At 67.8% G+C, this 25,460-nt stretch carries 22 protein-coding genes; 7 read left to right on the top strand and 15 right to left on the bottom strand.

Annotation, left to right across the window (positions count from 1 at the left end; translation table 11 throughout):
• Positions 1-102: 102 nt before the first annotated feature.
• The 4 genes from U5918_RS05305 to U5918_RS05290 all read left to right on the top strand — a co-directional run bounded on the left by U5918_RS05305 (position 103) and on the right by U5918_RS05290 (position 4,576).
• Positions 103-3,339, top strand: coding sequence for a PAS domain S-box protein (locus U5918_RS05305; RefSeq protein WP_336000023.1), 3,237 nt, complete (start codon positions 103-105; stop codon positions 3,337-3,339).
• Between the two features lie 54 nt (positions 3,340-3,393).
• Positions 3,394-3,792, top strand: coding sequence for a DUF7344 domain-containing protein (locus tag U5918_RS05300; protein WP_336000022.1), 399 nt, complete (start codon positions 3,394-3,396; stop codon positions 3,790-3,792).
• Positions 3,793-3,942: 150 nt separating this feature from the next.
• Positions 3,943-4,332 (top strand): prefoldin subunit beta, encoded by a 390-nt coding sequence (locus tag U5918_RS05295; RefSeq protein ID WP_336000021.1) that lies wholly within the window; start codon positions 3,943-3,945, stop codon positions 4,330-4,332.
• Between the two features lies 1 nt (position 4,333).
• A complete protein-coding gene (locus tag U5918_RS05290) occupies positions 4,334-4,576 on the top strand; it encodes a DUF3194 domain-containing protein (RefSeq protein WP_336000020.1) in 243 nt (80 codons plus the stop codon).
• A gap of 15 nt (positions 4,577-4,591) precedes the next feature.
• Here U5918_RS05290 and U5918_RS05285 read toward each other — a convergent pair whose 3' ends face one another.
• From U5918_RS05285 to U5918_RS05270, 4 genes are all read right to left on the bottom strand, one after another.
• Positions 4,592-6,727, bottom strand: a complete 2,136-nt coding sequence (locus tag U5918_RS05285) for a BGTF surface domain-containing protein (RefSeq protein ID WP_336000019.1) — start codon at positions 6,725-6,727, stop codon at positions 4,592-4,594.
• 98 nt (positions 6,728-6,825) lie between these two features.
• Positions 6,826-8,724: a DUF2070 family protein gene (locus tag U5918_RS05280; protein ID WP_336000017.1), complete on the bottom strand. Its 1,899-nt coding sequence runs from the start codon at positions 8,722-8,724 to the stop codon at positions 6,826-6,828.
• Between the two features lie 138 nt (positions 8,725-8,862).
• Positions 8,863-9,411, bottom strand: a complete 549-nt coding sequence (locus U5918_RS05275) for a GMP synthase subunit A (RefSeq protein ID WP_336000016.1) — start codon at positions 9,409-9,411, stop codon at positions 8,863-8,865.
• A gap of 46 nt (positions 9,412-9,457) precedes the next feature.
• Positions 9,458-10,072: a DUF7097 family protein gene (locus U5918_RS05270; protein WP_336000014.1), complete on the bottom strand. Its 615-nt coding sequence runs from the start codon at positions 10,070-10,072 to the stop codon at positions 9,458-9,460.
• 208 nt (positions 10,073-10,280) lie between these two features.
• On the opposite strand from U5918_RS05270, the gene U5918_RS05265 reads away from it, so the two are divergent.
• Positions 10,281-11,969: a methyl-accepting chemotaxis protein gene (locus tag U5918_RS05265; RefSeq protein WP_336000012.1), complete on the top strand. Its 1,689-nt coding sequence runs from the start codon at positions 10,281-10,283 to the stop codon at positions 11,967-11,969.
• A gap of 5 nt (positions 11,970-11,974) precedes the next feature.
• Here the strand turns inward: U5918_RS05265 and U5918_RS05260 are convergent, their stop codons facing one another.
• From U5918_RS05260 to U5918_RS05240, 5 genes are all read right to left on the bottom strand, one after another.
• A complete protein-coding gene (locus tag U5918_RS05260) occupies positions 11,975-13,771 on the bottom strand; it encodes an ATP-binding protein (protein ID WP_336000010.1) in 1,797 nt (598 codons plus the stop codon).
• 143 nt (positions 13,772-13,914) lie between these two features.
• Positions 13,915-14,541, bottom strand: coding sequence for a class I SAM-dependent methyltransferase (locus tag U5918_RS05255; protein ID WP_336000008.1), 627 nt, complete (start codon positions 14,539-14,541; stop codon positions 13,915-13,917).
• 66 nt (positions 14,542-14,607) lie between these two features.
• Positions 14,608-14,892, bottom strand: coding sequence for a translation initiation factor eIF-1A (locus tag U5918_RS05250; RefSeq protein ID WP_336000006.1), 285 nt, complete (start codon positions 14,890-14,892; stop codon positions 14,608-14,610).
• An 83-nt stretch (positions 14,893-14,975) separates the two neighbouring features.
• Positions 14,976-15,335 (bottom strand): metal-sulfur cluster assembly factor, encoded by a 360-nt coding sequence (locus U5918_RS05245; RefSeq protein ID WP_336000005.1) that lies wholly within the window; start codon positions 15,333-15,335, stop codon positions 14,976-14,978.
• Positions 15,332-16,396, bottom strand: coding sequence for an amidohydrolase family protein (locus tag U5918_RS05240; RefSeq protein ID WP_336000004.1), 1,065 nt, complete (start codon positions 16,394-16,396; stop codon positions 15,332-15,334). The genes U5918_RS05245 and U5918_RS05240 overlap by 4 nt, the downstream gene beginning before the upstream one ends.
• A 257-nt stretch (positions 16,397-16,653) precedes the next feature.
• Here U5918_RS05240 and U5918_RS05235 point away from each other — a divergent pair, with 257 nt between their 5' ends.
• Positions 16,654-16,848, top strand: a complete 195-nt coding sequence (locus tag U5918_RS05235; RefSeq protein WP_336000003.1) for a cold-shock protein — start codon at positions 16,654-16,656, stop codon at positions 16,846-16,848.
• 83 nt (positions 16,849-16,931) lie between these two features.
• On the opposite strand, the gene U5918_RS05230 is transcribed toward U5918_RS05235, so the two are convergent.
• From U5918_RS05230 to U5918_RS05220, 3 genes are all read right to left on the bottom strand, one after another.
• Positions 16,932-18,137 (bottom strand): HAMP domain-containing sensor histidine kinase, encoded by a 1,206-nt coding sequence (locus U5918_RS05230; protein ID WP_336000002.1) that lies wholly within the window; start codon positions 18,135-18,137, stop codon positions 16,932-16,934.
• A 65-nt stretch (positions 18,138-18,202) separates the two neighbouring features.
• Positions 18,203-18,613, bottom strand: a complete 411-nt coding sequence (gene msrB / locus U5918_RS05225; RefSeq protein WP_336000001.1) for a peptide-methionine (R)-S-oxide reductase MsrB — start codon at positions 18,611-18,613, stop codon at positions 18,203-18,205.
• A 103-nt stretch (positions 18,614-18,716) separates the two neighbouring features.
• Positions 18,717-18,968 carry an MTH865 family protein gene (locus U5918_RS05220; protein ID WP_335999999.1) on the bottom strand — a complete coding sequence of 84 codons (252 nt, stop codon included), beginning with the start codon at positions 18,966-18,968 and terminating at the stop codon, positions 18,717-18,719.
• Between the two features lie 218 nt (positions 18,969-19,186).
• On the opposite strand from U5918_RS05220, the gene U5918_RS05215 reads away from it, so the two are divergent.
• The gene (locus U5918_RS05215) at positions 19,187-19,630 is read left to right on the top strand and encodes a universal stress protein (protein WP_335999997.1); all 444 of its coding nucleotides are present in this window, start codon (positions 19,187-19,189) and stop codon (positions 19,628-19,630) included.
• 6 nt (positions 19,631-19,636) lie between these two features.
• Here U5918_RS05215 and U5918_RS05210 read toward each other — a convergent pair whose 3' ends face one another.
• The 3 genes from U5918_RS05210 to U5918_RS05200 are packed head-to-tail and all read right to left on the bottom strand — an operon-like array spanning position 19,637 to position 25,424.
• A complete protein-coding gene (locus U5918_RS05210) occupies positions 19,637-21,358 on the bottom strand; it encodes a DUF7289 family protein (protein WP_335999995.1) in 1,722 nt (573 codons plus the stop codon).
• Positions 21,355-23,499, bottom strand: coding sequence for a type II secretion system F family protein (locus U5918_RS05205; protein WP_335999994.1), 2,145 nt, complete (start codon positions 23,497-23,499; stop codon positions 21,355-21,357). Before U5918_RS05205 ends, U5918_RS05210 begins: the two co-directional genes overlap by 4 nt.
• Complete coding sequence (locus U5918_RS05200; RefSeq protein WP_418771151.1) at positions 23,496-25,424, bottom strand: type II/IV secretion system ATPase subunit; 1,929 nt, start codon at positions 25,422-25,424, stop codon at positions 23,496-23,498. The genes U5918_RS05205 and U5918_RS05200 overlap by 4 nt, the downstream gene beginning before the upstream one ends.
• Between the last annotated feature and the right edge of the window lie 36 nt (positions 25,425-25,460).

Here is a 25,460-nt window from a genome sequence, read left to right as displayed (position 1 = left end):
TCCTCGGCGATACGCTTATCAAATTGATCGTCTAGTGGCCCGTATGTTCGAACTATCGTCGTCGACGGTAGCGGCGACGCTCGCATGCGGGAGGCAGCAGCGATGAGCCGAGCGGCGCGACACTCGGGGGAGTGGTGGGTCGATCCGGAAAAGCGCGAGCAGTGGCCCGAACCGGACCACGCCTCGAAGGCCATCCTCGACACGCTGACCGACTCGCTGTACGTGCTCGATCGGTCGGGGCTGCTCGTCGACTGGAACGCCCGCTTCGGCGAGATCGTGGGCAAGTCCGACGAGGAACTCGCCGAGATGGATCCGCTGACGCTGATCCCGGAGTACGACCGCGAGCGGGCGGCCACCGCGCTCGGTCGGGTCGCGTGTGGCGAGGAGGTCTCGCTGGTCCTGGACGTCGAGACGGCCGAGGACGGACCGGTCCCCCACGAGGTCACGGCCGCACCCCTGTACGAGGACGGCGAAGTCTGGGGCCTCGTGGGAACCGCGCGGGACGTCAGCGAGCGAAAGGCCCGCGAGCGCGATCTGGAGCGATACAAGTCGCTGCTGGAGACGGTGGGGGACGGCGTCTACGTCCTCGACGAGGACCTGCGCCTCGCGAAGGTCAACGACGCGATGGCGACGCTGACGGGCTACGACCGCGAGGAACTGCTCGGGATGCACTACGCCGAGTTCCTGGACGCCGAGACCGCCGAACGCGGCCGGGAGCTGGCCGAGTCCCTGCTGGAGACCGACCGGACCGTCGAGACCATCGAGTGCGAGCTCGTCCGGAAGGACGGGACGCGCCTGCCGGTCGAGGGGCGCTTTTCAGTCACGACGGACGAGGAGTACGCCACCATCGGGCTGGTGCGCGACATCAGCGATCGGCGCGAGCGCGAACGCGACCTCGAGCGGTACAAGTCGCTCCTGGAGACGCTGGGCGATGGCGTGTATCTCGTCGACGACGACCGGTACGTCCGCAAGGTCAACGACGCGATGACGTCGATGGTGGGCGCGGACCGGGACGAACTCCTTGGCCGGCACGTCTCCGAGTTCGTCGACCCCGAGACGGCCGAACGCGGCCGGCAGCTCTCCACGGCGCTCAAAGAGACGGGAGAGACGGTCACGACCATGGAGTGCGACTTGCTCCGGGCGGACGGGAGCCGGCTGCCGATCGAGGGGCGGTTCTCGACCGTCTCCGACGACGAGTACGCGACGATCGGACTGGTGCGGGACGTCAGTGAACGACGCGAGCGCGCGGAGTTGCTCGAACGGCTCCACCGCGGCACCCGGGATCTGATGGCGGCCGAGACCCGCCGGGAGGTGGCCGAGGCGGCCGCCGCCGTCTCACAGCGCCACTTCGAGTTCTCCTCGACCGGCGTCCGGCTCGAGACCGAAGACGGCCGGCTCGAACCCGTCGCGGTCGACACCGACGAGGAGCGGTTCGACCAGTCGCTGCCCACCTACGAGGTCGGCGAGGGGTTCGTCGGGCGCACCTACGAACGGGGCGAGCCCGTCGTGATCGACGACTTCCACGACCTGGAGACGGCGTTCGACTACGATCCGATGCGGAGCGCGCTCTTGCTCCCCGTCGAGGGCTACGGCATCATCGGGATCGGGTCGACCGAGACGGACGCCTTCGACGACACCGACCGCGAACTCGGGCGCCTGTTCGCGGCCGACGTGGAGTCCGCGTTCCGACGGGCCGAACGCGAGGAGAAGCTCCGCGAACGGACCGAGGAACTTCGGCGGTACGAGACCCTGGTCGAGACCATGAGCGACGGGGTCTACATGACCGACGCGGACAACCGGCTCCGGATGGTCAACGACGCCGCCGAGGAGAAGTTCGGCTACGATCCGGAGGAGTTCTACGGCACGAACGTCGGGAGCCTCGGCGACGGGACGCTCGTCGACGAGGACTTCCTCAGGGAGGCCCAGCGCGAGCGCGCGGCGCTGCTCGACGGGGAGCGCTCGGTGGGCACCGTCGAGGGACGGTTCCGGACGGCCGCCGGCGACGAGATCGCCATCGAGAACCGGTTCTCGCTGCTCCCGCCAGAAGACGGCGAGTTCGCGGGGACCGTCGGCGTCGTCCGCGACGTGACCGACCGGAAGGAGCACGAACGCCAGTTGCGGACCCAGCGCGACGAACTGGAGACGTTGAATCGCATCAACGAACTCGTCCAGGAGACCATCCGCGCGCTGGCCTCGGCGGCGACCGCCGAGGAGATCGAGGAGACCGTCTGTGAGCGCCTGGGCGGCTCGTCGCTGTATCGCTTCGCGTTCACTGGCGTGGAGCGACCCGGCGAGGCGGTCGTCGAACCCAAGGCCTGGGCCGGGGACGGCGCCGGGTACCTCGACGCGGTCGATATTCCGGTCGAGATGGACCACGAAAGGGCCGGTCCGGCGGCCAAAACCTTCGAGACGGGCGAGGTGACGGTCACCCACGACGTGACCTCGGACCCCCTGTCCGAGCCGTTCCGCGAGCAGGCCATGGAGTACGACTTCCGCTCGATCGCGACGATCCCGTTCAACCACCGGGGGGTGACACACGGCCTGCTCATCGTCTACGCCGACCGGCGGGGCGCGTTCAGCGACCGCGAGATCACGGCCTTCGAACTGCTCGGCGAGATGGTCGGGTTCGCGATCAGCGCCACCCAGAACCGAAAGCTCATCGAGTCCGACGAGCGACTGGCCGTCACCTTCGAGCTGGACCGGCCCGACACCTTCTTCTCGACGGTCTCGGCCGAACTCGACTGCACCTGCCGGTTGCTCGGCTCCGCGGCCGCCGCGGACGACGAGCGGCTCACCTACGCGGCCATCTCCGGGGCCAGCCCCGAGGCGGTCCGCGACATCGCGGCCGCCGAGCACGTCCCGACGCCGGATCACCTCAGACTGGTCACCGAGACCGACGAGCACGCCGTCTTCGAGGCCCGCGTCGGGTCGTCGCTCACCGCCTTTCTCTACAGCGTCGGGGTCGAACCGGTCGACGTCGAGTCCAGAGCGGGGCTGACGACGGTCGACGCGTCCGCGCCCAGCGGCTTCGACCTGCGCGGGTTGACCGAACGGCTGGACGACCGGTTCGGGGGCGTCACGCTCGCGGCGAAACGCGAGAGCACGAGTCCGCCCGACCCCGCGGAAACGACCTGTGAGGACCTCGCGGACGACCTCACGGATCGCCAGCAGGCCGCGCTATCGGCGGCGTACTTCGGCGGGTACTTCGACTGGCCCCGCGACAGCACGGCCGAGGAGGTGGCCGACTCGCTCGGCATCACCTCGCCGACCCTGCACCAGCACCTCCGCCACGCCGAGCGGAAACTCCTGGCCGCGTTCTTCGACGACGGGCCACCCTAGACAGTTAGGTATCGCCCTCATGCCACCGGGGTCCGACGTTGCAGTGTAGCCTCCATGAGAGACGACCATCAGTCCGAAGGAACGGTGGGTTCCCCGAACGTGACGAACCCGCTCGGGACGAACCGCGCGGCGGTGACGCCGCCGATCGACGAGGTCTTCGAGTTGCTCTCCGACTCGCGTCGGCGTCGGGTGTGCCTCTATCTGCGTCGCTCGGGCGTCGAAGTCACTGAGCTTTCGGACCTGATCGACGCCCTCGCGTCCGAGGACGACGCGGTCGACCGCGACCGCCTCGCGATCGATCTGCACCACCGGCACCTGCCGAAACTCGACGACGCGGGGATCGTCGACTACGATCCGCGGAGCCACACCGCCCGCTACTGGGGCCAGCCGACGGTGGAGAAGTGGGCCGAACACGTCGAAGCAGTGGACGGACCCGAACGCGCAGAATCCTGAGCCGCTCTGGGGAACCCCGAACCGCCCCGCGGAGACGCCCAGGTCGCCCGTCCGGGCCGTCTCGCGACCGACCTGCCCGTCGTCCGTCCCCGTGACCCCGCCGGTGCTGAGATGCGTGGGTTTTTCACTCCGGGTGCCGACCGTCGGAGTATGCAGGGTAATTTGCCGCCGGAAGCACAGGAGAAAATCGAGGAGCTACAGGACCTCCAGGAGACCGCACAGCAGGTCGCCGCCCAGAAACAGCAGGCCGAGACCCAGCTCACCGAGTCCCAGACGGCGCTCGAGGAGCTCGACGACGTCGACGAGGACACGACGATGTACCGCGAGGTCGGCGAACTCCTCGTCAAGACCGAGTACGGCGAGGCCAAGGAGGACCTCGAGGAGTCCGTCGAGAGCCTCGAAGTCCGCGTCGACACGCTCGAAAAGCAGGAAGAACGCGTCCAGCAGCAGTTCGAGGAACTCCAGCAGGAGCTCCAGCAGCTGCTCGGCGGCGCGGGCGGCGGTGGCGGCCCGATGGGTCCCGGTGCCGGCGGCGCCTGAGATGGGCGACCCGACAGACGAGGACGTCGTCGAGACGGCCGCCGAGGCCGCAGAAGGGGTCGTCTTCTCGCGGTACAAGCAGTCGAACGTCGACGACCTCGACGTGACCGTCACCTTCGAGGACGACGTCCTGGAAGTGGACGTCTACCTCAACGCGCCGGCGGACGAGCACGACCCGGAGCGGGTCGCCGACGACGCGGCGCTCGCGGCCCGGTCGGCCGTCGACGACCTCTTCGCCGAGTGACGGTCAGCCGGACTCTCACGACGCACTCTCACCGCCGCGTCTGGCGACGACGACGCGCGCGACGACGTACCCGGTGATCACCAGCACCATCGAGCCGAGGGTGTAGGGAACCACGCCGGCCAGGTAGCCGAGAACGCCGCCCAGGAGCGACCCGCCGGAGTCGTCCGCGGCGGCCGATTCGTTGCCGCCGTCGGTCGTCGGCACGCGCTCTTGCGTCACCGTCCGGGTCGGGGGGTCGTCGGTTCCGGTCGCCGTCCCGGTCGGCTCGGGGGTGGGCGCCGCCGTGGTTGGCGTGTCGGTCGGGACCGGAGTCGCCGCCGCCCGGATCGTGAGCGTTCCGGAGCGGGTCTGATCACTGTCGGCGAGGCGCACGGTGTAGGGGTACTCACCCGGTGGCAGTGACGGGCGGGCGCCGTCGAAGGCGACCGTCCGGTTCCGGTCGGGCGGGACGGTCACCGACTGGTTCCCCCAGCGTTCCCCGTCGACGTCGAGGAGGACCCGGGCGTTGCCGTGGTCGACGCCCACGTTCCGGACCGTGGCGGCGAGTCCCGCGAGCGTCTCGCCCTCGGTGATCGTCAGCGCCCCGGTCGCGTCGGCGAGTTCGAGGTCGGCCGGGTTCGCGGGGTCCTGGGCGATGACGACCGGGCGGCGATCGTACAGCTCGTTCCGGAGGAACAGCTCCGCTTCGACCTCGTGTTCGGGGTCCAGTACCGAGTAATCGACCGGTGGCGTCCGGAACGTCCCGTCCTCTGCGATCGTGACGTCGTCGATCCGGATGGTCGTCGGCGGCGGGTCGTCACGGGAGATGAGCTGGATCGACAGTTCGGTCCCCGGCGCGTAGGTCGTCGTCCCGGTGATTCTGTGCTGGCCGTTCGCACCGACGATCAATTCCCCGTCGCGGGTCAACCGGACGGGGTCGTACTCGATGCGTGGTTCGACCACGGTGAACGTCGTCGTGGACTCGACGGTCGACTCGCCGCTCTCGAAGTAGGGGTACTGTTCGCCCAGACTCGAGTCGCTCTCCGAGACGGCGCTGAAGGGCGCGGGCATGCCGCCGCCGTCCGGGAAGCGGTACCGCTCGCCTTCGGTGCCCTCGAAGGCGAAGGTCACCTCGAACTCGTCGCCGGGCGTCGCTCGGCTGCCGAACCACGTCCCGGGCGAGGTGTCGAGGACGACGTGGAACTCCTCGTCGCCGGTCTCGTAGCTCACGAACAGGTCGTCGGCCTCGGCCCCGTCGAAGGAGAACTGCTCGGGCGGTTCGTTGGTCCCCGGGTTGGTGTGCTCGATGGTGACGTTGACGCCCTCGGGGTAGGCCTTCACAGCCCGGAGCATGTCGAGGCCCTCGGCGTCGGTGGCGGCGAGCGTGCCCCGGAACCCGCTGGTGTCGAACCCGTCGATCCGAATCCGGTCGCCGACGGCGACTTCGTCGCGGCTCGTCGTCGGCGCGAACTCCTCGTCGGCCGCGCCGGTCGGCGCGATGGCGACGCCCAGGTCACCCTCGAAACTCGGCTCGGTCAGCCTGAGGTTCGAACGGTCGAGCGGATTCTCGAGGTACGGGACGCCGTCGTCGCCGAGGACGACGGTCGCGTTGGGTCCCGCGAGCAACCGGAACCGAGCGGGCTGGAGGGGCCGGGGCAGGCGCGAGACGCCGAGCCGCTCTTCGAACTCCGCGAGCGTCGAGGCGACCTGGTTGCCGTCCTCGTCCTCGAAGGTGAGGCCGGAGAACTCGCTGGTCTGGCCGGGCGGGGTGTCGGGGCCGTACTTCTGGGCGTAGCTGACGACGCCGCCGGAGTAGGCCGACCGGTCGGTGCCCAGCAGCCGGGTGTTGACGGTGGTGGTCGTACCGCCGCCGGAGACGTACAGCACGTCGAAGAAGTTCGTGTTCTCGCCGCCGTCGACCGGCTTGTCACCGCCGACGAGGACGTAGCCGCCGCAGTTGATCGAGAGTTCGACTTCTTCGCCGGCGACGCCCTCGGTGACGTCCGTCCCGAAACACTCTCCCGACTGCTGGGCCGCGGCCGGGCCGCTCAGGAATGCAAGCACGGCTATCGCCAGTGCACAGACCAGCAGCGACGACCGGAGCGACCGACCCGGTAGCCGATCGGCCGGCGCTGCGGGCTCCGGGTCGGGGCGGGGTGAGCCAGGGTGCATCGTCGACGTTCGTCGGAGTCGCGCGACTCCGCCGTTTCCCGGTCCTCGGGCGTGACCCGGCTTAAAACGTCCCGTCGGGTTATCAGAATCGGTAACCGCTAGGCGAGCACGAACAGGATCACCGAGATGGTGATGACGGCGACGATGACGGCGGCGGCCAGCGTCGCGCCCATGGAGATCATCGCGTTGGCGTGGGCAGCGAGCGTCTCCGTCCGGTCGTTGCCGAAGACGGTCACCTCGGCGCGTTCGGTCGCCATGCCCGCCTCGACGGGTTCGAGGTCGTGGATCGCGCGGTCGACCAGATCCGTGACGACGGCGATCAGGTCGTGTTCGGGGATGGCCGCACCCACCTGGTTGTCGGCCTCGACGGTGTTGACGATGTGCGTGTCCGTCGTCATCACTTCGGCGTGGTCGACGCCTGAGATGGCGTCGATCAGCTTCCCGCGGAGACCCGGTTCCATGTTGTTCCCGTCGACGAGCACGTAGGCGGTGCGGTGGTCGCCGACCTCGAGGACGGCCACGCGGACGCCGAGCGGGCCGATCCCATCGGTCGGTTCCCAGGGGGTCTCGTCCCAGGCGACGCCCAGTTTCGGCCGGCCGCGCTCGGCGTCGGTCAGGGTGGCACCGATCTCGCCGGCCCCGCTGATCATGTCGAAGGAGCGCCGGCTCCCGGGGGTGACGTGGCCCAGGTCGTCGCCCTCGAGTCCGTCGTTGCTGTTGTGGGCGTCGACGAGCATCACGTCGCCGAGGCCGGCCGAGCGGGCCTCGGCGGCGGCCGAGAGGCCGACCGCGTACTCCACGTCGTCGGCGAAGCCCGGGGCGTAGGTCGCCACCGCGAGCGCGTCGTCGCCGAAGGCCTGCCCGAGCAGTTTCGCGTCGCCCTCGGTGGTCCGGACGCTGACCGACGCCTCGTCGGTGTACTCGATCCCCTCGATGGCGGTCTCGGCGGCCGCGAGGATCGAGTCGACCTCTCGCTCGGTCACGAGGTTGAAGTCGTGGCCCGCGGTCGCGTGGGGCGGGAAGGCCAGGCCTTCGGCGCGCCGGGCGACCCGTTCGGGGAGGTTCCCGCCGCCGATCTCGCCCATCGGGCCGGGGTGGATCATCGGCAGGACGAACCGGGCCTTCTCGGCCCCCTCGTCGGTCCGGAAGCAGAGGACCGTCACCGGCACGACGGCCTCCTCGCCGATCTCCTCGAAGAAGTCCTCCAGTTCGCGGGTCCCCTCGGCGATGTGGCCGATGAACCCGCGGACGAAATCGAGCACGGAGACGTCCATGCTGCGCCGCCACGGCGAGTCGATCGCCCGGAGGAACAGCCAGACGCCCCCGGCGTACAGCAGACAGGTCGCCGCGAGCAGGACGAAGTCCTCGGGGGTGATGATCGTCAGTTCCGGTGGTGCCTCTTCGGTCCGGGAGAGATAGGAGTTGGCGAGGGGGCCGCCGACCTCCAGATACCGGAGCGTCCCGCTGTAGATGAACAGGAGGACGGCGGCCGCGACGGTCTGGACGCTGGCCGGGATCGCCGCGACGGGCAGCGAGTGCCGGGAGACCGCCACGATCACGAACAGCCGCAGCGCGAAGATGGAGGCAAGCGCCACCAGCAGCGCGTCGAAGACGAACTCCTGGCCCAGCGGCCCGACGACGACCTCCCCGAGGACGAGCGACTGTACGGGCCCGGAGAGGACGCTCACGAGGCCGGCCGCGACCAGCGCCGCGACGATGACGAGTTCGCAGGTCAGCGCCAAAAGCGACGCGCGGTTGTGGGTGAACTGGCCGCCGAGCCACCGGTCGACGGAGGCGGTGACGAGGCTCGCGGCGACGGTCGGGAGGCCGACGAAGAAGATGCCCTCCCAGGCGTCGGCGAGGACGTAGCGGCCGTCGAAGACGGCGACGCCGGTGACGGCGGCGATGACGAGGGCGAAGGTGAGACTCGAGTACCAGTTGGGCGCCCGGAAGATGTACCGGGAGAGCCCGGCGAGATCGCCCTGCGTCGTGGTCATCGTCTGGGGTTCCACGCCCCTCCGTCATAGTTCTTGATGCCCGCCTGACTATAGACGAACGTATACGTACGGAGCAAAAGGGCTCACGTCCGCCGTCTCAGCCCGCGAAAAACCGGATACGTCGCCCCCGATCGGCCGTCACTGACAGATATCGATGAAGTTCTCGAACACGGCCTCGCCCTCCTCGGTGTGGGAGACCTCAGGGTGCCACTGGACGCCGTAGAGGTCGCGGTCGGTGTCGCTCATGGCCTCGACGCCGCAGACGTCGCTGGTGGCGGTCCGGACGAAGCCTTCCGGCACTGCTTTGACTTCGTCGGCGTGGCTGGCCCACACGCGCGTCTCGGGGGCCAGCGAGCCGATCAGCGGGTCGGTCTCCTCGACGATCTCGACGGTGACGTCGGCGTAGCCGCCGTAGTCGCCGGCCCCGACCCGGCCGTCGAGTTCGTGTGCGATCAACTGCATGCCGAGACAGATCCCCAGCACCGGCACGTCCAGGTCGAGGTAGGCCGGGCAGTTGCCGATGTCGTCGATGTCCGGGCCGCCCGAGAGGACGAGGCCGTCGGCGTCGATTTCAGCCGGCGGGGTCGTGTTGTCGATGAGCTCCACGTCCACGCCCAGGTCCCGCAGCGCGCGGTGTTCCAGGTGGGTGAACTGGCCGTGGTTGTCGACCACGTCGATGCGCGTCATTGGCGGGAGAGAGGTCGGTGGAACGGATAAGTCGCCCGGAACCGACTCACTCGCCGTCGCGGTCGAACCGCTCGGCGGCGGTCGAAAACCCCAGTTCGTCCTGCTCGCGGGCCCGCCGGGTCTCGGCCTCGGCGATGGCCTCCGGGTCTGGGTTGACGTCGTCGTCGATCCGCGCCCAGGAGTCGTGGACCTTGCCGTGACACCACCGGCAGAGGACGACCGTGATCTCGTGGCTGGGCTCCCCGGCCTCCTCGGCGGCGTCGGCGTAGGAGAGGTGGTGTTCCTCCAGCAGGGGCCGCTCGTCGTCGTGGGCCAGTCGCCGCTCCTCGAGACCGCAGCGGAGACACTCCCGGCTCGCGGTTGCACCGCTCGCATTGCCCGAGGCGCTCACTCCGCTCGCGCCTCGCTGCCCGTGGTCACGACAACGAAAGTGCGGGCAGTCGGCCCAGTCCCAGGGGCCGGTCAGTCCCTCGGCGTCGCGGTCGCCGGCGACCGGACACTGGAAGTCCTCGGCGCTGCGGGCGTCGGCGAACTGGGGGTCGCGCTCGCCCTGCTCGACCGCGAACCGGCACTTCCCGGCGTCGGTGAGGTGGTCACAGCGGTCGACGTGGACGTAGGGGTCGTCGACTCCGACGGCGGTGCCGGTCGGCGTCTTCTCCATACCTCCGCTCCGGGCGGGGGCGCCTTGAATCGTCTGGCACCCCCGCGGCCGGTTCTCGCTGTCGCCCGCGATCCGAATCTCACCTGTGAATACGAAACTTCGGGGGAAATAACGCACAGAATGCTTGCAACTGGGCTGCAGGGAGGAATTTCACGAACTGAGAATTACTGGGTGGCTAAAAGCCATTCCCCGAAGACGTTCGAGGTACATGCATAGCGTCCTCGACGCGTATCGGACCATGCTGTGGGACACGATGGATCGCATCGGCGTGAACGGCTCCGTCGAGCGGAAGGTCGCCGTCGCGGTGGCGATTCAGTTCTGCATCTCGCTCGCACAGGCGGTCCTCCCGTTTCTCTTCTCGGGCCCGGTCCGCCTCGCGCTCGTGATCGCGTTCGTCGTCGCGGCCGCCGTGGCGTTCGCGAACACGCTGCTGATCGCACGAACGGACCTGGTCGAACCGATCCTGGAGATCGAACGGCGGGTCGAGGCCGTCGCCGCCGGCGACCTCGACGTGTCGGTCGCGCGGTCGGACCAGCCCGACGAAATCGGCTCGCTCACCAACGCCGTCGCGGACATGAGCGAGTACCTGCAAACGGTCTCCCGGCAGGCAGACGCGCTGGCCCGTCAGGAGTTCGACGCGCCCGCCCTGGACGAGGACGTCCCCGGCGCGTTCGGCGAGTCGCTCTCGACGATGGCCACGGAGCTCGAGTCGTACACGACCGAGCTGGAGACGATGACGGCCGAACTGGAGACGCGGTCGGCGAACCTGGAGGCGATGGCCGAGGCCTTCGCGGCGGCGACCGAACAGGCCCGCGAGGGCGATCTGACGGCGACGGTCGACGTGGAGACCGCCGACGGCGAACACGCCGCGGTGCTCGAGAACTACAACGACCTCCTGCGGACGCTGGCCGACGCGATCGAGGAGGTCGCCGGGTTCGCGGACTCGGTCGCCGAGACGAGCACGGACCTCCGCTCGTCGGTGGCCGAGATCGACGACGCCAGCGACGAGGTGGCCGGTTCGACGGCCGAGATCTCCGATGGCGCGTCGACCCAGAGCGACCGGCTCCAGTCCATCGCCGCGGAGATGAATACGCTCTCGGCGACGGTCGAGGAGATCGCCGCCTCTGCGGACGAGGTGGCGGACACCGCTGCGGCGGCAGCCCAGCGCGGTCGGTCTGGGCGGGAGGCCGCGGCCGAGGCCATCGACGAACTCGACGCCGTCGAGTCCCGGATCGACGACGCCGCCGGGGCGGTCGAGGGCCTCGTCGAGAAGATCGACCGGATCGACGAGATGGCCTCGACGATGGAGGGGATCGCCGAGGAGACGAACCTGCTGGCGTTGAACGCCTCGATCGAGGCCGCACGCGCCGGCCAGGACAGCGACGGGTTCGCCGTCGTCGCCGACGAAGTCAAGGCGCTGGCCGACGCGGCCCGCGACTCCGCCGACGAGATGTCCGGGCTCATCGCCGAGATCCAGCGCGAGGCCGACGAGACGGCCGCGGAGACCCGCGAGATGAACGACCAGGTGACCGAGAGCATCGAGACCATCGAGGGGACGCTGTCGAACTTCGAGGACATCGTCGACGTCGTCGGCGACCTGAACACGAGCGTCCAGGAGATCTCGACGGCGACCGACGACCAGGCGAAGACGACCGAGGAGGTCGTCGAGACCGTCGACGAGGTGGCGGCGATCAGCGAGGAGACCGCCGCCCAGGCCGAGACCGTCGCCGCGGCCGCCCGACAGCAGACCACCTCGGTCTCCGCGGTCGCGGATCGGACCGACGCGCTCTCGACGGCGGCGTCGGACCTGACCGAGTTGCTCGACCGCTTCACCCTCCCGCGCTCGACGCCGACGGACGACACTGCCCCGGTCACGCCCGCGCCGACCGACGACTGAGCGGGTCAGGACGCGATGCGGGTCTGCTGCTCCTCCGTGACGGATTTCCCGCCGACCTCCGCGAAGACGAAGCGCGCGCCGCCCTCGTAGTCGGCGTCGAGTTCGACCGTCCAGCCGTGGGACTCGGCCATCGTCCGCACGATGGAGAGCCCGAGGCCCGTGCCCTCCTGGCTAGTGGTGTAGCCGTACTCGAAGACGTTGTCCCGGTGTTCCGCTGGAATCCCCGGGCCGTCGTCAGCGACGAAAAAGCCGGTGCTGCCTTCGGGCCCGTTCTCGCCCGCCGGGGTCGGACCGCCGGTCGTGGGGCCGACCGTCACGGTCACGTCGGGCGGCCCGTGATCGACGGCGTTCCGGAAGCAGTTCTCGAGGATCGAGAGGAACTTGCTGTGATCGGCCGGGATCGTCAGATCGCCCGTGACGGACAGTCTCGCCTCGCCCGTGTCGACGTTGTCCCAGGCCTCCCGGGCGACGGCGGCCAGGGAGACCGGTTCGGTCTCGTCGACGGTCTTGCCCTCGCGAGCGATGGTGAGGACGTCCGCGATGATCGCCTCCATCCGGGTGTGAGTGGACCGGATCTCGCCGACGTGGTCGGCGGCCGTGGCCGCCTCGTCGGGGTCGAGTCCGTCCGGCCCGAGCAACCGCTCGAGGATCTCGGCGTAGCCGTCGGCGACCTGGATCGGGTTACGGAGGTCGTGGGAGATCGTCGAGGCGACCTGATCGAGCCGTTCGTTCTGTTTCTCCAGTTGCCACCGAGACCGTTCGAGCGCGGTGACGTCGCGCAGGAGGATCGAGAGCCACTCGGTTTCGTCCCTGTTCGTCCGTGCGACCGACGAGACGGTGACGGAGAAGTGGCGCTCGCCGTCCTCGGTCGGGAGCGTCACCTGGGCCGTCCGCTCCCTGTCCGGGTCGCCGGGGTCGACGGCCTCGGCCAGCGCCGGACAGGCGGCCTCGAAGGACTCGCCGACGCGGGATCCGAGGTCGGGCCAGATCGCGGTGCTCGCCGCGTTGTAGTCGACGATCCGACGCTCGTCGTCGAGGACGAGTACCGGATCGCGGAGGTTCTCCACCACGGCGTTGCGCGCGACCGGTTGCACGTTCAGGAAGTCGAAGCGAAACAGCGCGAACGTCGTGAGCAGGATGAAGGGGATCGTCGCGTAGGGGGCGTGATTGAGATCCGTCGCGGGGAACAGGCCGGCCTCGCTCGCGGCCGTGATCAGGACGATCGAGAGCGCCCCGCAGACGAGCAACACGAGCTGCCCGGCCGACCGCGCCGAGGTCGAGAGGAGATAGCGGATCAGTTTGTACGCGTTGTAAAAGCCCAGCAGGTAGTTCAGCAGGTAGATGACGAGGAGTCCGCTCTTGAGGTCGTAGCTGTAGTAGACGACGGGATCGGTGACCAGATGGACGTTCGTGAAGAAGAGGTTGACGTACGGTCTGACGAGCATCATCCCGACGAAGCCGCCGAGGGTAACCACGAACATCGCGCGGACGAGCCAGTGGCGGTGGTAGTCCGTCCCCGTGTACCGGCCCGCGAACACCGCGAACGCGACGTAGGAGGCGAGCGCGCCCAGCGCCGACGGGTAGAACAGGAACAGCTTGAGGGGGCCCGGCGGGGCGAGCATGAAGAGCCAGAACGCGAACGTCCCGACCCCGCCCGTCGCGAGCGCGATCACGAACCACTTCGCGCCCGACCGGTGGCGGTGATGCAGGAGGATCCAGTACGCGAGGACCGCGTGCAGCACGGTGGCGACCGCTGGCAGCACGTAGTAGGCGAGCGCGACCCCCGACGGCGAACCGGCCATACTAGCCCTTCCCACTACCCCGTTTTCACTCGTTCCCTCCAGTTCTCACGCCTTGAAATACCACAAACGTAAAGAAGGGGTTCTCCGGGCAGGGTCGATCGCCGGTCGGGACGAACCGCTGAGAGAACCAGCGCCCCCGTCGCTCAACGATGGTCTTCGTGACGAAACGCCCGCAGCGTGTCCCGGTCACCGGGTTCGACCGCGACCTGGACGAGCCCGCGGTCGGTGAAGACCTGGCCCCAGTCGCGGTAGTACAGCGGGAAGTCGTCGTTGACGTAGTTCACGTCGTCCTCGGGCGATTCGTCGGGGCCCGTCTCGCCCTCGTTCTCCACTGTGACGAGGAGGTCGTCCGTGATCCGGGCCACCTCCCCGAACACCCAGTCGGCGTCGGGATGGACGTGCTGGAGGGTCTCGACGGAGAAGACGGCGTCGAACTGCCCGTCGGCGAACTCGCCGACGACGTCCTCGATGGCGTCGCAGTAGAAGGTCCCCGTCGCGGCCAGATCCGGATACGCCGCTTCCATCGTCTCGAACGCCTCTTCGTTGATGTCGACGCCCGAGAGGTTCTCGAAGCCGTGTTGCCTGCAGTGTTCGAGGTGCCGACCGACGCCACAGCCCAGTTCGAGCACTCGCGCGTCACGGTCGCAGAACTCCTCGAGGACGTCGCGAACGGACTCGCTCCGCCGGTCGGGGCCGTGATGGGCGTAATACTCGGGGGAGTACTCTCCGGACCGGTCGAGCCACTGTCGGCGGACCTCGTTCGAATCCACAGCTACGCTGGTCTGTGGACACGTATAGTCCCGTCGGACGGCGACACCGCGTGCGGGTGTAAAATATCAGTCGATGTGGCCTTCGGCGCGAAGCTGGTCCGCGTCCTGGCCGTCGTAGCGCCACTCGATGTTCGCCTTCTCGTCCTGCCAGTCCCAGGGCTCGACGAGGACGACGTCGCCCTCGCTGATCCAGGTCCGGTACTTCATCCGGCCGGGGATGCGCCCCATCCGGTTCTCGCCGTCCTCGCACTGCACGCGGACGTGGTTCCCACCGTTGTGTTCTGTCACGACCGCAAACAGCTCGTCGTCGTTGGGCATGCGGAGATTCCGACGCCCTGTGTTCTCACTCACAGTTACAATACGAACTGAATCCTTTAAAGTCATCCGGAAGGTTCGATAGCGTGTACCACGACCAGTCGGTTCCGGGGTAGCGGTTAGTCCGTCGCCCGTGCCGCCTCGTACTTCTCGTCGTACCGATCCAGGACGGCGCGGCGCTTCGCCCGGGCCGCGTCGGTCATCATCTCGGGCGTCCAATCCATGCCGGCGTCCGTCTCGACGGTGACCGACTCGACGCCGTCGAGCGGTTCCACGCGGTCCGTAATCTCGGTGATGAAGTAGGGGACCATGTGGCAGGCGGGCGTCGTGAGCCGCAGGTCGACCCGCACGGCGCCGTCCTCGACCGTCAGGTCAGCGATTAGCCCCATCTCCACCACGTCGAGGTCGGAGCCGTTCGCGGCGGTACAGGGGTCCACCACCTCCCGGAGTGCCTCGCGGACGCGGGCTTCGCTCGTCACGCCACCACCTCGAAGGGGGTCTTGGAGTAGGGGGCTTCGAGGTCGCCGCTGTACTCGTCGTCGCCGATGCGCTCCTGGAGTTCGTCCACGTCGAACCCGTGGGCCTCGGCGAGGTTCGCGCCGACCATCTTGCGTTTGTCGTCCTCGGTGATCGTGAACGTGCCGTCCCGGGACTCCATCTCGGGGTAGTCGATGTTCCAGAACGACTCGAGCAGCAGTTGCGGGTGGAACTGCGGGGTGCCACACCCCCAGATGACCCTGTCGAGGGCCTCTTTCCCGCCGGCGTACAGCAGGTTCTCCATCGTCTCGACGAACGCGTCGGGGCGGGTCGCGGCGTCGGCGGCGGTGATCTCGAGGTTGACGTAGACGTTGTCGTGTTCGGCGACGTGATAGCCCGTCTCCTCGGCGAGGATGAACCCGCCGTGGACGATCTCGAAGTTGAGGTCCGGGAAACTCTCGGCGGCCTCGGGCACGTCGTCGACCTCGTAGGAGTCGAGCGGGACGTTCCCGAACGGGACGGCCTTGTGGACCGCGACGACGTCGAGGCCGAGGTCGGCACACTTCTCCCAGAGCGGGAACGCGGACTCGGGGTCGTCCATCTCGAACCCGGTGTGTCCGTCGTCGCTCCAGTAGGACGGATAGACCTTCACGCCGTGACTGCCGAACTCCCGGACCTGGCGTTCGAGTTCCGCTTCGGGGTCGTCCATCCCGATGATGTCGACGCTGGCGAGCGGTTCGGTCCGGTCCGGGTGGGCCTCGACGAACCGCGCGGCCTTCTCCAGCGAGGTGAGGCCGTCCTCGAAGATGGTGATGGACTGGGGGTGAAAGACGGTGAAGTCGACCTGGCTCTCCCGGAAGAGCATGTTCGCGGTCACCTCGGGGTCCCAGTCCGTCAGGAACGACTCCTCGGTCCGCTGGTACCCCTCGGGCATCGCCTTCTCCACGCCGGTCATCAGGTCGACCACCGGCTGGGCGTACCGCTCGATCGCGTAGTTCGACGGATGCAGGTTGTACGCGTGTGAGACCGCGTCGGCGACGAATACGTCGTCCAGAGACGTCATACCTCACGGGACACGTCGATCCAGTTAAGACCTCCCCGCGAGCGGAGAGGCCTACTAAACCGGCCGGCCGAGAACTGTCGATCCCTCGGAGCTTCACGCTCGTTGTGACCGATCGGACGCCGTTCGGCGCGAAACCGACCAAACGGTACACTTGTTCCAGTATAATGGTTTAACCCGAGACATTCGTTCGGAAAATACCCAAACTAGAAAACAGATGCGGAATACTTAACCGTATACTCGGCGTTCGTTCATTCGCAATGGCAAACGGTAAGGTTGATTTCTTCAACGACACTGGCGGTTACGGCTTTATTGACACAGAGGACGCGGACGAGGACGTTTTCTTCCACATGGAGGACGTTGGCGGCGAGGACCTCACCGAGGGGACCGAGATCGATTTCGACATCGAACAGGCCCCCAAGGGCCCGCGCGCGACGAACGTCGTTCGTAACTAACGAGTTTCGTACTGTCGCCTGACGGCGACTGGACGCGACTTCGATTCTTTCGACAGCTACCGACCGAGCGCACAGCCCGTCGCTCACACACCGATGCCGCCGAACGGTGCGGTTTCGCTCCGCTCCGCGCGCGGCAGGGTAACGACGAACGTCGAGCCGCGGGGCTGGTTGTCCTCGACGGTAATCGACCCGCCGTAGTGGTCGAGCATGGTCCGGACGAAAAAGAGGCCGAAACCGCCGCCGCTGGAGCTGTGGCCCTGCTCGAACACGGTCTCTTTCTCCTCGTCGGGGATGCCGGGACCGTTGTCGCGGACGCGGACCTCGACCGAGTCGGCACCGACCATGACCGCGACGTCGATCCGCGGGCCGTCGGCGTCGTTGTGCTGGACGGCGTTGCTCAACAGGTTCCCGAAGACGGCCGGGAGCATGTCGTCGGCCTGCACGAGCACCTCGTCGGGGACGTCCGCGGTCACGTTCAGGTCGTCGTACGTCGAGCGGACGGTCGTCACCTCCTCGCGGAGGACGGCCGACAGGTCGACGGGTTCGGGCGTCACGTCGGCGTCGGCGGCCAGCGCGTCGACCGTCGCCCGCGCGCGCTGGGAGAGATCGATCACGCTCTCGGCCTGGTTGCGGATGGCGTCGATCGACTCGTCGTGCTCCCCGTCGAGGCGCCCGTCGAGGTGTTCGGCGCGGGCTCTGACGACCGTCATGCTGTTGAGCACGTCGTGACGGAGGATGCTGTGCATGAACTCCAGCTGGCGGCCGATCCGCTGGGCGCGCCGGGCGTCCCGCCGGGCCTTGACGTACAGCAGGCCGATCAGGTAGCCGGCGATGGCGCCGGCGTGGGCGCTGGCGAGCAACTGCAGCGTCGGCCCGACGAACCGGAGACCGATCGAGAGCCGCACGAACACGGTGGCGTACATCACGAAGTAGACGAAGACGACGCCGGTGAGCGACGCGGCCGCGACCTGCCAGCGCTGCTCGGGCGTGAAGTCGCTCACGTGGAGGTAGATCGCCGCGTAGACGATGGCGGCCGAGAGCCACGCGCTCAGCGAGACCGCGACGACCTGTGGCCACTCGAAGCCGAACAGGCGCAACTCACGGACGAAGTTCAAAAGCGTGATCAGGAACAGCCCGATTCCGACGGCGCCGACGACCGCCGGTCCGCCTCGCGGCGTCGCCGCCGCGAACCGCACGGCACGCTCGCGAACAGCGCCGGCGCGGCTCCCGCCGTCGGCGTCTGACTCTGACTGCTCCCCGTCGCCCCCAGACCGATCCGCAGCGACCACAGGGCAAGTTCAGTGGATCATCACCTATAAAATATTACACTCGAACAGACGCCGCGAGCGGCCGCTCACTCCTCCTCGGGATCGAACTCGAGGGCGGCCGAGTTGATGCAGAAGCGTTCGCCCGTCGGCTCCGGTCCGTCCTCGAAGACGTGGCCGAGGTGGCCCTCACACGTCGCGCAGACGACCTCCGTCCGCCGCATCCCGTGGCTGGTGTCGAGTCGGGTCTCGACGTTGTCCCGCGCGGCGTCGTAGAAGCTGGGCCACCCCGAGCCCGACTCGAACTTCGTCTCGGAGTCGAACAGTTCCGTCCCACAGCCGGCGCAGACGTAGGTGCCGTCCGCCTTCTGGTCGACGTACTCGCCGCTGAACTTCGGCTCCGTGCCGGCCTCGCGGAGGATCCTGTACGCCTCCTCGTCGAGCACTTCGCGCCACTCCTCGTCGGTCTCTGGCAGGTCTCGCTCGGCGTTCCGTGACATACCCGCCGGTAGGGACCGAACGTTGATACGGGTTGGGGCGGGCGAGACGTACCGGCTGCTATCCGGCTCGTGTCGCGAAAAAATCGGGGTCGGTTTGCGGGCGTTAGATGTAACCTTCGTCCTCGAGGCCTTCGAGGATGTCGTCGACGAGCGACTCCACGTCGTCGTAGGGGAAGTCGCCGCCGCCGCCCTTCTGGTTGAGCTCCATTGCGGTGAAGCTCACGTCACCGGACTCGAACGTGGTGGACGGACCGTTCGGCAGAGCCGGAACGAGGTCCATCGGGCTGTTCACGGGATAGTCTGCGCCTTCGAAGCCGTCGATCAGCTGCTGTCGCAGGTCGTCTTTGTCGACCATATACACACCGTCGGTATCCACCTAACTAAAATTGGTGGTTCTTTCGTGAAGAAATTGCTTCTCATAGCCTAACAGTGTAAACGCGAGGTGTGTTGTGCGAAGTTGTGACACACCGGTTCCCGACCCCGATTCGGGCCGCCCGCCGACGCGACGGTCCGGCGACGACCCGGGAACTCGGGGGTGGTGTTTCAAGTACCAGCCAGGCCAACTCCGCGAGCATGTACGACCGGATACTCGTGCCGACAGACGGGAGCAGCGGGACCGACGAAACTCTCGAGCACGCCTTCCACGTCGCCGCGGACAACGACGCGACGGTTCACGCGCTCTACGTCGTCGACCGCCGCCTGTTCCTGGCCGCCGACGAGGACACCCAGGACGACGTGATCGCGACCCTCGAAGCGGAGGGCGAGGCCGCCCTCGACGCCGTCGAGACCGCGGGCGACGAGGCCGGCGTCGAGGTCGTCCGGGAACGCCGGGAAGGGATCCCCCACACCGAGATCACGGACTACGCGTCGGAGATCGACGCTGACCTGCTCGTGATGGGGACCCACGGGCGGACGGGGCGGGACCGTGTGGCGTCACTCGGCAGTGTGACCGAACGCGTCGTCGAGAACGTCGGCCGCCCGACGCTCGTGGTGGATATCGGCGACGGACAGGCCTAGACCGATCTAGGCCAGCGGAACGAAGTACGTCACGACGGCCGGATTCCCGTCGTCGTCCTCGTAGATGACTTCGAGGACGAAGGTGTCCCCGGTTCGGACCCCGTCCTGTGCGGTCGAGAAGCCGGCGAAGTCGAAGACGTACCTCTGTTCGTCGTCGGCGGCACCCTCGGGACCGAAGTCGTCGAGGCCGACCGACCTGAAGTCGGCGCCGACGCTCAGCGACGTCCCGCTTCCGCCGCGGGTGTCTGAGACGACGTAACTGGTGGGCCCGCTGTCGCCCTGTGCGGCGTAGACGCTGACGCGCATATCCTCGACGGTCCAGCCGGTCTGGCTGTTCCGGTTGGTGATCGTTACCCCCGCGTCACAGCCGTTGCTCCGGGCGTTACATCCGCCGCTCCCGACGGCTTCGGCCCCCGTCAGCTGGAGGTTGATCCCCGGGTTGACCGGGTTGCCGCCCGGAGAGCCGGTCTGGCCGGTCCCGTCAACGTCGAAGACGGTGAGCGAGACCTCGGCGACGCGCTGGGGATCGGTCGGTGGCGTCGACCCGTTCCCGATCCAGACCTCGACTACCACGTCCTCCAGGGGCGTGTTGATGCCACCGGCGGTGTACTCCAGTTCGACCTGTCCCTCGTCGTCGGTCTGGTCGGACCCGACGACCTGCACCGTCCCGCCGCCCTGGACGGCTTCGGCGGCTATCGACTCGTTGCTGACGGGGTTGTTGTAGGCGTCGCGCACCTCCGCGACGATCCGCTGACTGCCGTCCTCTGGCACGGTCGAGCCGTTGCCCGCGACGGTGGTGACGTACTGAGCCTCTGTCGACCGGTCGAAACCGGTTCCGACGCCGACCGCCGCCATCCGCAGGTCGTAGACCACGTCCTCTGCCAGCGTGAACCGGACGCTCGAACTCGAGGCCCGCTCGATGCGCGTGACGTACCCGCCGTTTGCTTCGAGTTCCTCCTCGAGAATCGTCCGCCAGGCGTCCGGCCCGAGTCGGGTCGGCACCGTGACGGTGACCGGCGCCCCGGGAGCCGAGTTCGTGACGCTGACCGTCCGCGTCGGGGCGCTGATCGGCGTGACGCCGACCGAGACCGACTGCGAACTCGACGTGGCGAGCGTGCCCTGCAGCGCCACGAGCGACACGTCGCGACCGCTGACGATGGCTCCTCGTTCCTGAATCACCGAGCGGTTGCCCGTGAAGTTGCTGTAGAGGACGCCGTTCTCGTAGACGGTCGTCGGTGCGCCGCCGTACTCGTTGTAGTTCGGGCGGTAGGCGAGTCCGCCGGACTCGAACGAGATGGGGGTGCCGTCGACGTAGTCACCGACTTCCCCGGCGGCCAGCGCGTTGCGTACTTCGGCGGTCCCGGTCGCGGAGCGTTCGATGGTCCCGGACGCTCGCGGTGGATTGAACAGGAACAGTCGCGCCGGGTACCCGGTCCCGGTCTCGACGCTGACACTGCCCTCGCGGCCGGTCGACGCCGCGAGCAGGATCACGTCCTGCAGTTCCTGGAAGTCGCCCTGGGCGCGCTGGCTGTGCTCGAACTCGACCTGCTGGTTGGCCGCCGGCACCGCGTTCACCTGGATGAGGACCAGCAACAGGATGAGCAGGGCGAACATGAGGAGCGCGCCGATGACTTCCGAGACCCCGCGGTCGTCGGTCCGCAGGCGCCGGCGCCCCGTCGCGCTCGTGGTCGAATGCTGTCGGTCGATCGTGTCTCTTTCGGTGGTCATAGCAGTGCGAAGGTGATGAGGGTGAGTGTGATCAGTGCGATGCCGTACTTGAGACCGCTCAGAACGCTGTCGCGGGAGAGCTTCCCGGCGATCAGGCCGATGCCGACGGCCTGGATGAGCGCCGAGTGGAAGAACAGCGCCCGATAGGCCTCGACGGGCAGGTTCTCCAGGCTCACAGGGGTGCCCGTGACTCCCTCCGGAGCAGGCACCGGTGGTGCGTCGGCGATGGGTCGCAGGTAGCTCGTGTCGAGCAGGACGATCACGAGCATGTACACCAGGAAGCCGATGATGACGACGACCGTGTACGCAGAGAGGTCCTGTCGCCGGCGGCGCTCGATCTTGAACCGGTCGCGCGCGTCGTCGGCGGCGACCGAGAGGACGCGAGCCACGTCGCTGGACGAGCGCGTCCCTTCGGCGACGAGCTTCAGCGTCCGCGAGAGCGATGGGGCGTTGATCCGGTTTGCCAGTCCGAGCAACGCAGACCGGGTGTCGAAGTGCCACCGGATGTCGTTGCGGACCATCCGGAGTTCGGTCGCCAGCGGGCCCCGGGACCACTGCCCGACCATCGCGAGCGCGTCGGTGAACTCGATCCCCATCCGGTTCGCGCTGGAGAGGACGTTCAGCGTGTCCGGAAACCGTCGCGCGAAGTCGGTCTCGCGCTGCGTCTTCAGTTCGTGGAACACCGACAGCGGTATCGCCACGAGCAAGAATGGGACCACGACCACGAGCGTCGTCGCCGTGACCGGTTCGGCGAGGAAGGCGTCCCGGGTCGGTTCGACGAGGCCGGTCGCGAGGAAGCCACCGACGGTCACGAGCGCCAGCGGGAGCGTCACCAGCAGGGACGAAAGCGGGTCCCGCCGGACGGACGCCAGCGGGTCCAGCAGCCGCTTGCGGAACTCCTCTCGCCGCCGCGCCCGCAGGTACCGATCGGTCCGAATCCGATCGCGCTCCGGTGGCGACAGCGCCCCCTCGTCGGGCGCGGACCGACTCACCACGCCGAGCCAGTCGAGCAGGTCCGCGAACGCGTCGCGGACGACCGCCGTCCCGAGCGTCGAGAAGCGGTCGCCGACGATTCCCGCTTCGGCCTCGAATTCGGTGCGGGGAACCCGGTACGGCGTCGAGAGCGTGTCGATCAACACCAGGAACGCGATCATCCCGAGCGGGAGGATGGCGTAGATCAACAGCGTGAGCTGGCCGAGCGTCGCCCCGCCCAGCATGCTAATGACGAGCAGGATGACGACCAGAAACAGCGGCGCGGCGACGAAGCCGACGACGAAGACCTCCGAGAGCAGCTCCAGCGTCGAGACGAACTGGTCCTGCTGTTCGCGCGCGTCCTCGAGGTACGTGTCCGTCTCGTCGCTGAAGAACTCGGTCACGTCACCACCGGCGTCGAGCACCGCCAGCAGGTCGTCGAAGAACCCCTCGAGGTTGTCGCTCGGCGTCAGGTCCCGGGCGTTTCGGATCGCGGTGTAGAGGTCGTTCCCGAACAGATCCACGTCGCGGACGATCATGTCGAACTCGTTTGCCACCTCGCCGTAGCTGTCCTCGGACTCGGCGAGCACGCGCATCGTCTCGAGCAGGCTCATCCCGCCGTGAGAGAGCGCGTAGAGGAACGTGATCGCGTGTGGCAGGGTCACGTCGATGTTCCGTCGCCGATTGTCGGCGAGATACCGCGGATAGGTCGTCCGTGCGTACCAGACCGCGCCACCCGACAGCGCCGCGAGCACGAGCGTCGCGCCGGCCCCGAAGAACATAGAGCGGTTCTGCCCGACGAACCGAGCGACGCCGCCGTCGACGGAGAGCGGGTTCCGGAGTTCGGCGATCACGCCCAGGTTCGAAAGCAGGAGCGTCACGAAGACGCCGACGAGTGCGCCGGCGAAGGCGGTCGCGATCGCGTAGAATGCCGTTCGCTTCAGGTAGACGTCGTAGCCGACGCCCGCCCGGGACTGGTTGAGCGCGCGCTGGAGGTCGCGGTACTGCGCCCCCCGTCGCTTGAAGTAGGCCCGCACCCGGCCGTACTCCTCGCGGATGCGCTCGCTGTCGGACGGGCCACTGCGCTCGACGGGCGGGAACCGGGCGGCGGCGGCCTCGCCCGAGTCGGGCTGTACGGCGGTCGACGGATCGCTCGATCGATCCGTCATGATCCGTTCAGGAACCCGTCACTGGCACCCAGTTCCGTGGGCGAGATCTCGTCGATGTCCGGGCCGGTGTCCAAGAGCGTCTGGCGGTCGAGTTCGGCCGACTCGACCTCCGCGAGGATGCGGTCGGGGTCGCGAGAGTAGAGGTGAATCGCCCGGGCCACTTCGTCGTACCCCGTGATGCCGTGGTCCGAGAGGTACCCGAGCACGGTCTCGCGGTCCTCGAGTTCGCGCTGGAGGCGCTCGGCGGACCAGCCACGGTCCTCGGCGATGTCGGCGAGGACGCGCGACTCGCCGACCCGTTCGTGCGTGTCGCTGGCGGCGTCACGGCTGAAGATCGGTTCGACGTCGATCGTCGAGTCGTCCGCGCCGGGTTCGATCTCGGCGACCGTCCGGTTGCGCCGCACCCGCCGGTCGTCGACGAACGCCTGCGACTGGATCGAGACGATGTCCAGATCCTGTAGCATCTGGACGGGGACGTTCAGCGGCGGATTCCGGAGGCGACTCATCGCCGTCTCGACCGTGTCGGCGTGCAACGTCGTGTACGCCGTGTGCCCGGTGGACATCGCCTGGAAGAATGTTAGCGCCACCCGCTCTTCGGTCCTGATCTCGCCGACCAGCAGATACTCCGGGCGCTGTCGGAGCGCCGCCTGCAGCAACTCGAACATGGAGACGTCGCCCCGTCCGTCGGCCGACGCGCCGCCGCGCGAGACGCTCTGAATCCAGTTCTCGTGCGGAAGGTCGATCTCTCGCGTGTCCTCGATGGAGACGACCTTGCTCCGGGGCGGGATGAAAAACGACACGGCGTTCATGCTCGAGGTCTTCCCCGACCCCGTGCCGCCGGCGAAGATCAGGCTCTTGTTGTTCTCGATGGCGAGCCAGAAGTAGGCCATCTGCTCGACCGAGAAGGTGTTGGAGGTGATGAGATCGACCGGCGTGTAGGGCACGTCGGCGAACTTCCGGATCGTGAAGTTCGACCCGCGCGTGCTCACCTCACCGCCCAGCGTCAACTGGACGCGCGAACCGTTTGGCAGGCTGGCGTCGACCAGCGGGCTGGAGACCGTCATCTGCTTGCCCGAGCGCTGTGCCAGCCGGAACGTGAACGAGTCCAGTCGCTCCCGCGAGAAGCTGACGTTCGTCTTCAGGTCGCGGTAGTCGCGGTGGTAGACGAAGATGGGCACGTCCGTCCCGTCACAGGAAATGTCCTCGATGGCCCCGTCCCGCATCATCGGGTCGATCGGCCCGTAGTGGATGAAGTCCCGCAGGAGGTAGTAGAGGAGTTTGTGGAGCGAGCCGTCGTCGACGGTAGCGGCGTGGTCGAGGATCAGCGTACGCGCCTCCTGCTGGAACAGGGTCTCGCGGTCCTGCTCCCCGTCGAAGTCGCGGTACAGCAGGTTGTCCCTCAGCAGGGCGACCAGGTCCTGCTGGACGAACCGCTCGAACGCGTCGAGCGTGGGTTCGCTGACGTGATAGAGGTGCTCGTTCTCCGTGGGATCGTAGAGGATCGAGGCGTAGGCGAACGGCTTCTGCAACCACGTTCGCTCGACCTCCTCGTAGTGCTCGAGGTACTCGAAGTCGAAAAACTGGTCGGCGACGAACGCCTCGTCCGGCGGATCGGCGAAGTCGGCGTCCAGTTCCGCGGTCCTGAAGTACTCGATTACCTCGGCGACGATCTCGACCACCGTGGTGTCCTCCCAGACGATGACGTCGGACCCGACGTCCTCGGCTGTCAGGGCGACGGCATCGTGGCGGTCGACCGCCTCGGCGAGCGACACGGTCTCCCGGTCGGTGGCCGACCCCGTGCTCGCGTCCGCCCCAGAAACTGTTACGTTTTCGCCATTAACCTGGTCTTCTATCGTGGCCGTGGAATCGGAAGAATCCCGTTTTCGTCCACCACCACCGGTTGTTCTGCTAGAATCTCGATCCATAGAATGTCTACCCACAATAATACGTATGGATACATA

Source organism: Halorientalis sp. LT38, assembly GCF_037031225.1.
Classification (GTDB): Archaea; Halobacteriota; Halobacteria; order Halobacteriales; family Haloarculaceae; genus Halorientalis; species Halorientalis halophila.
Note: the sequence above shows the minus strand (reverse complement) of the source record. Positions and strands in the feature narration are given on the sequence as shown.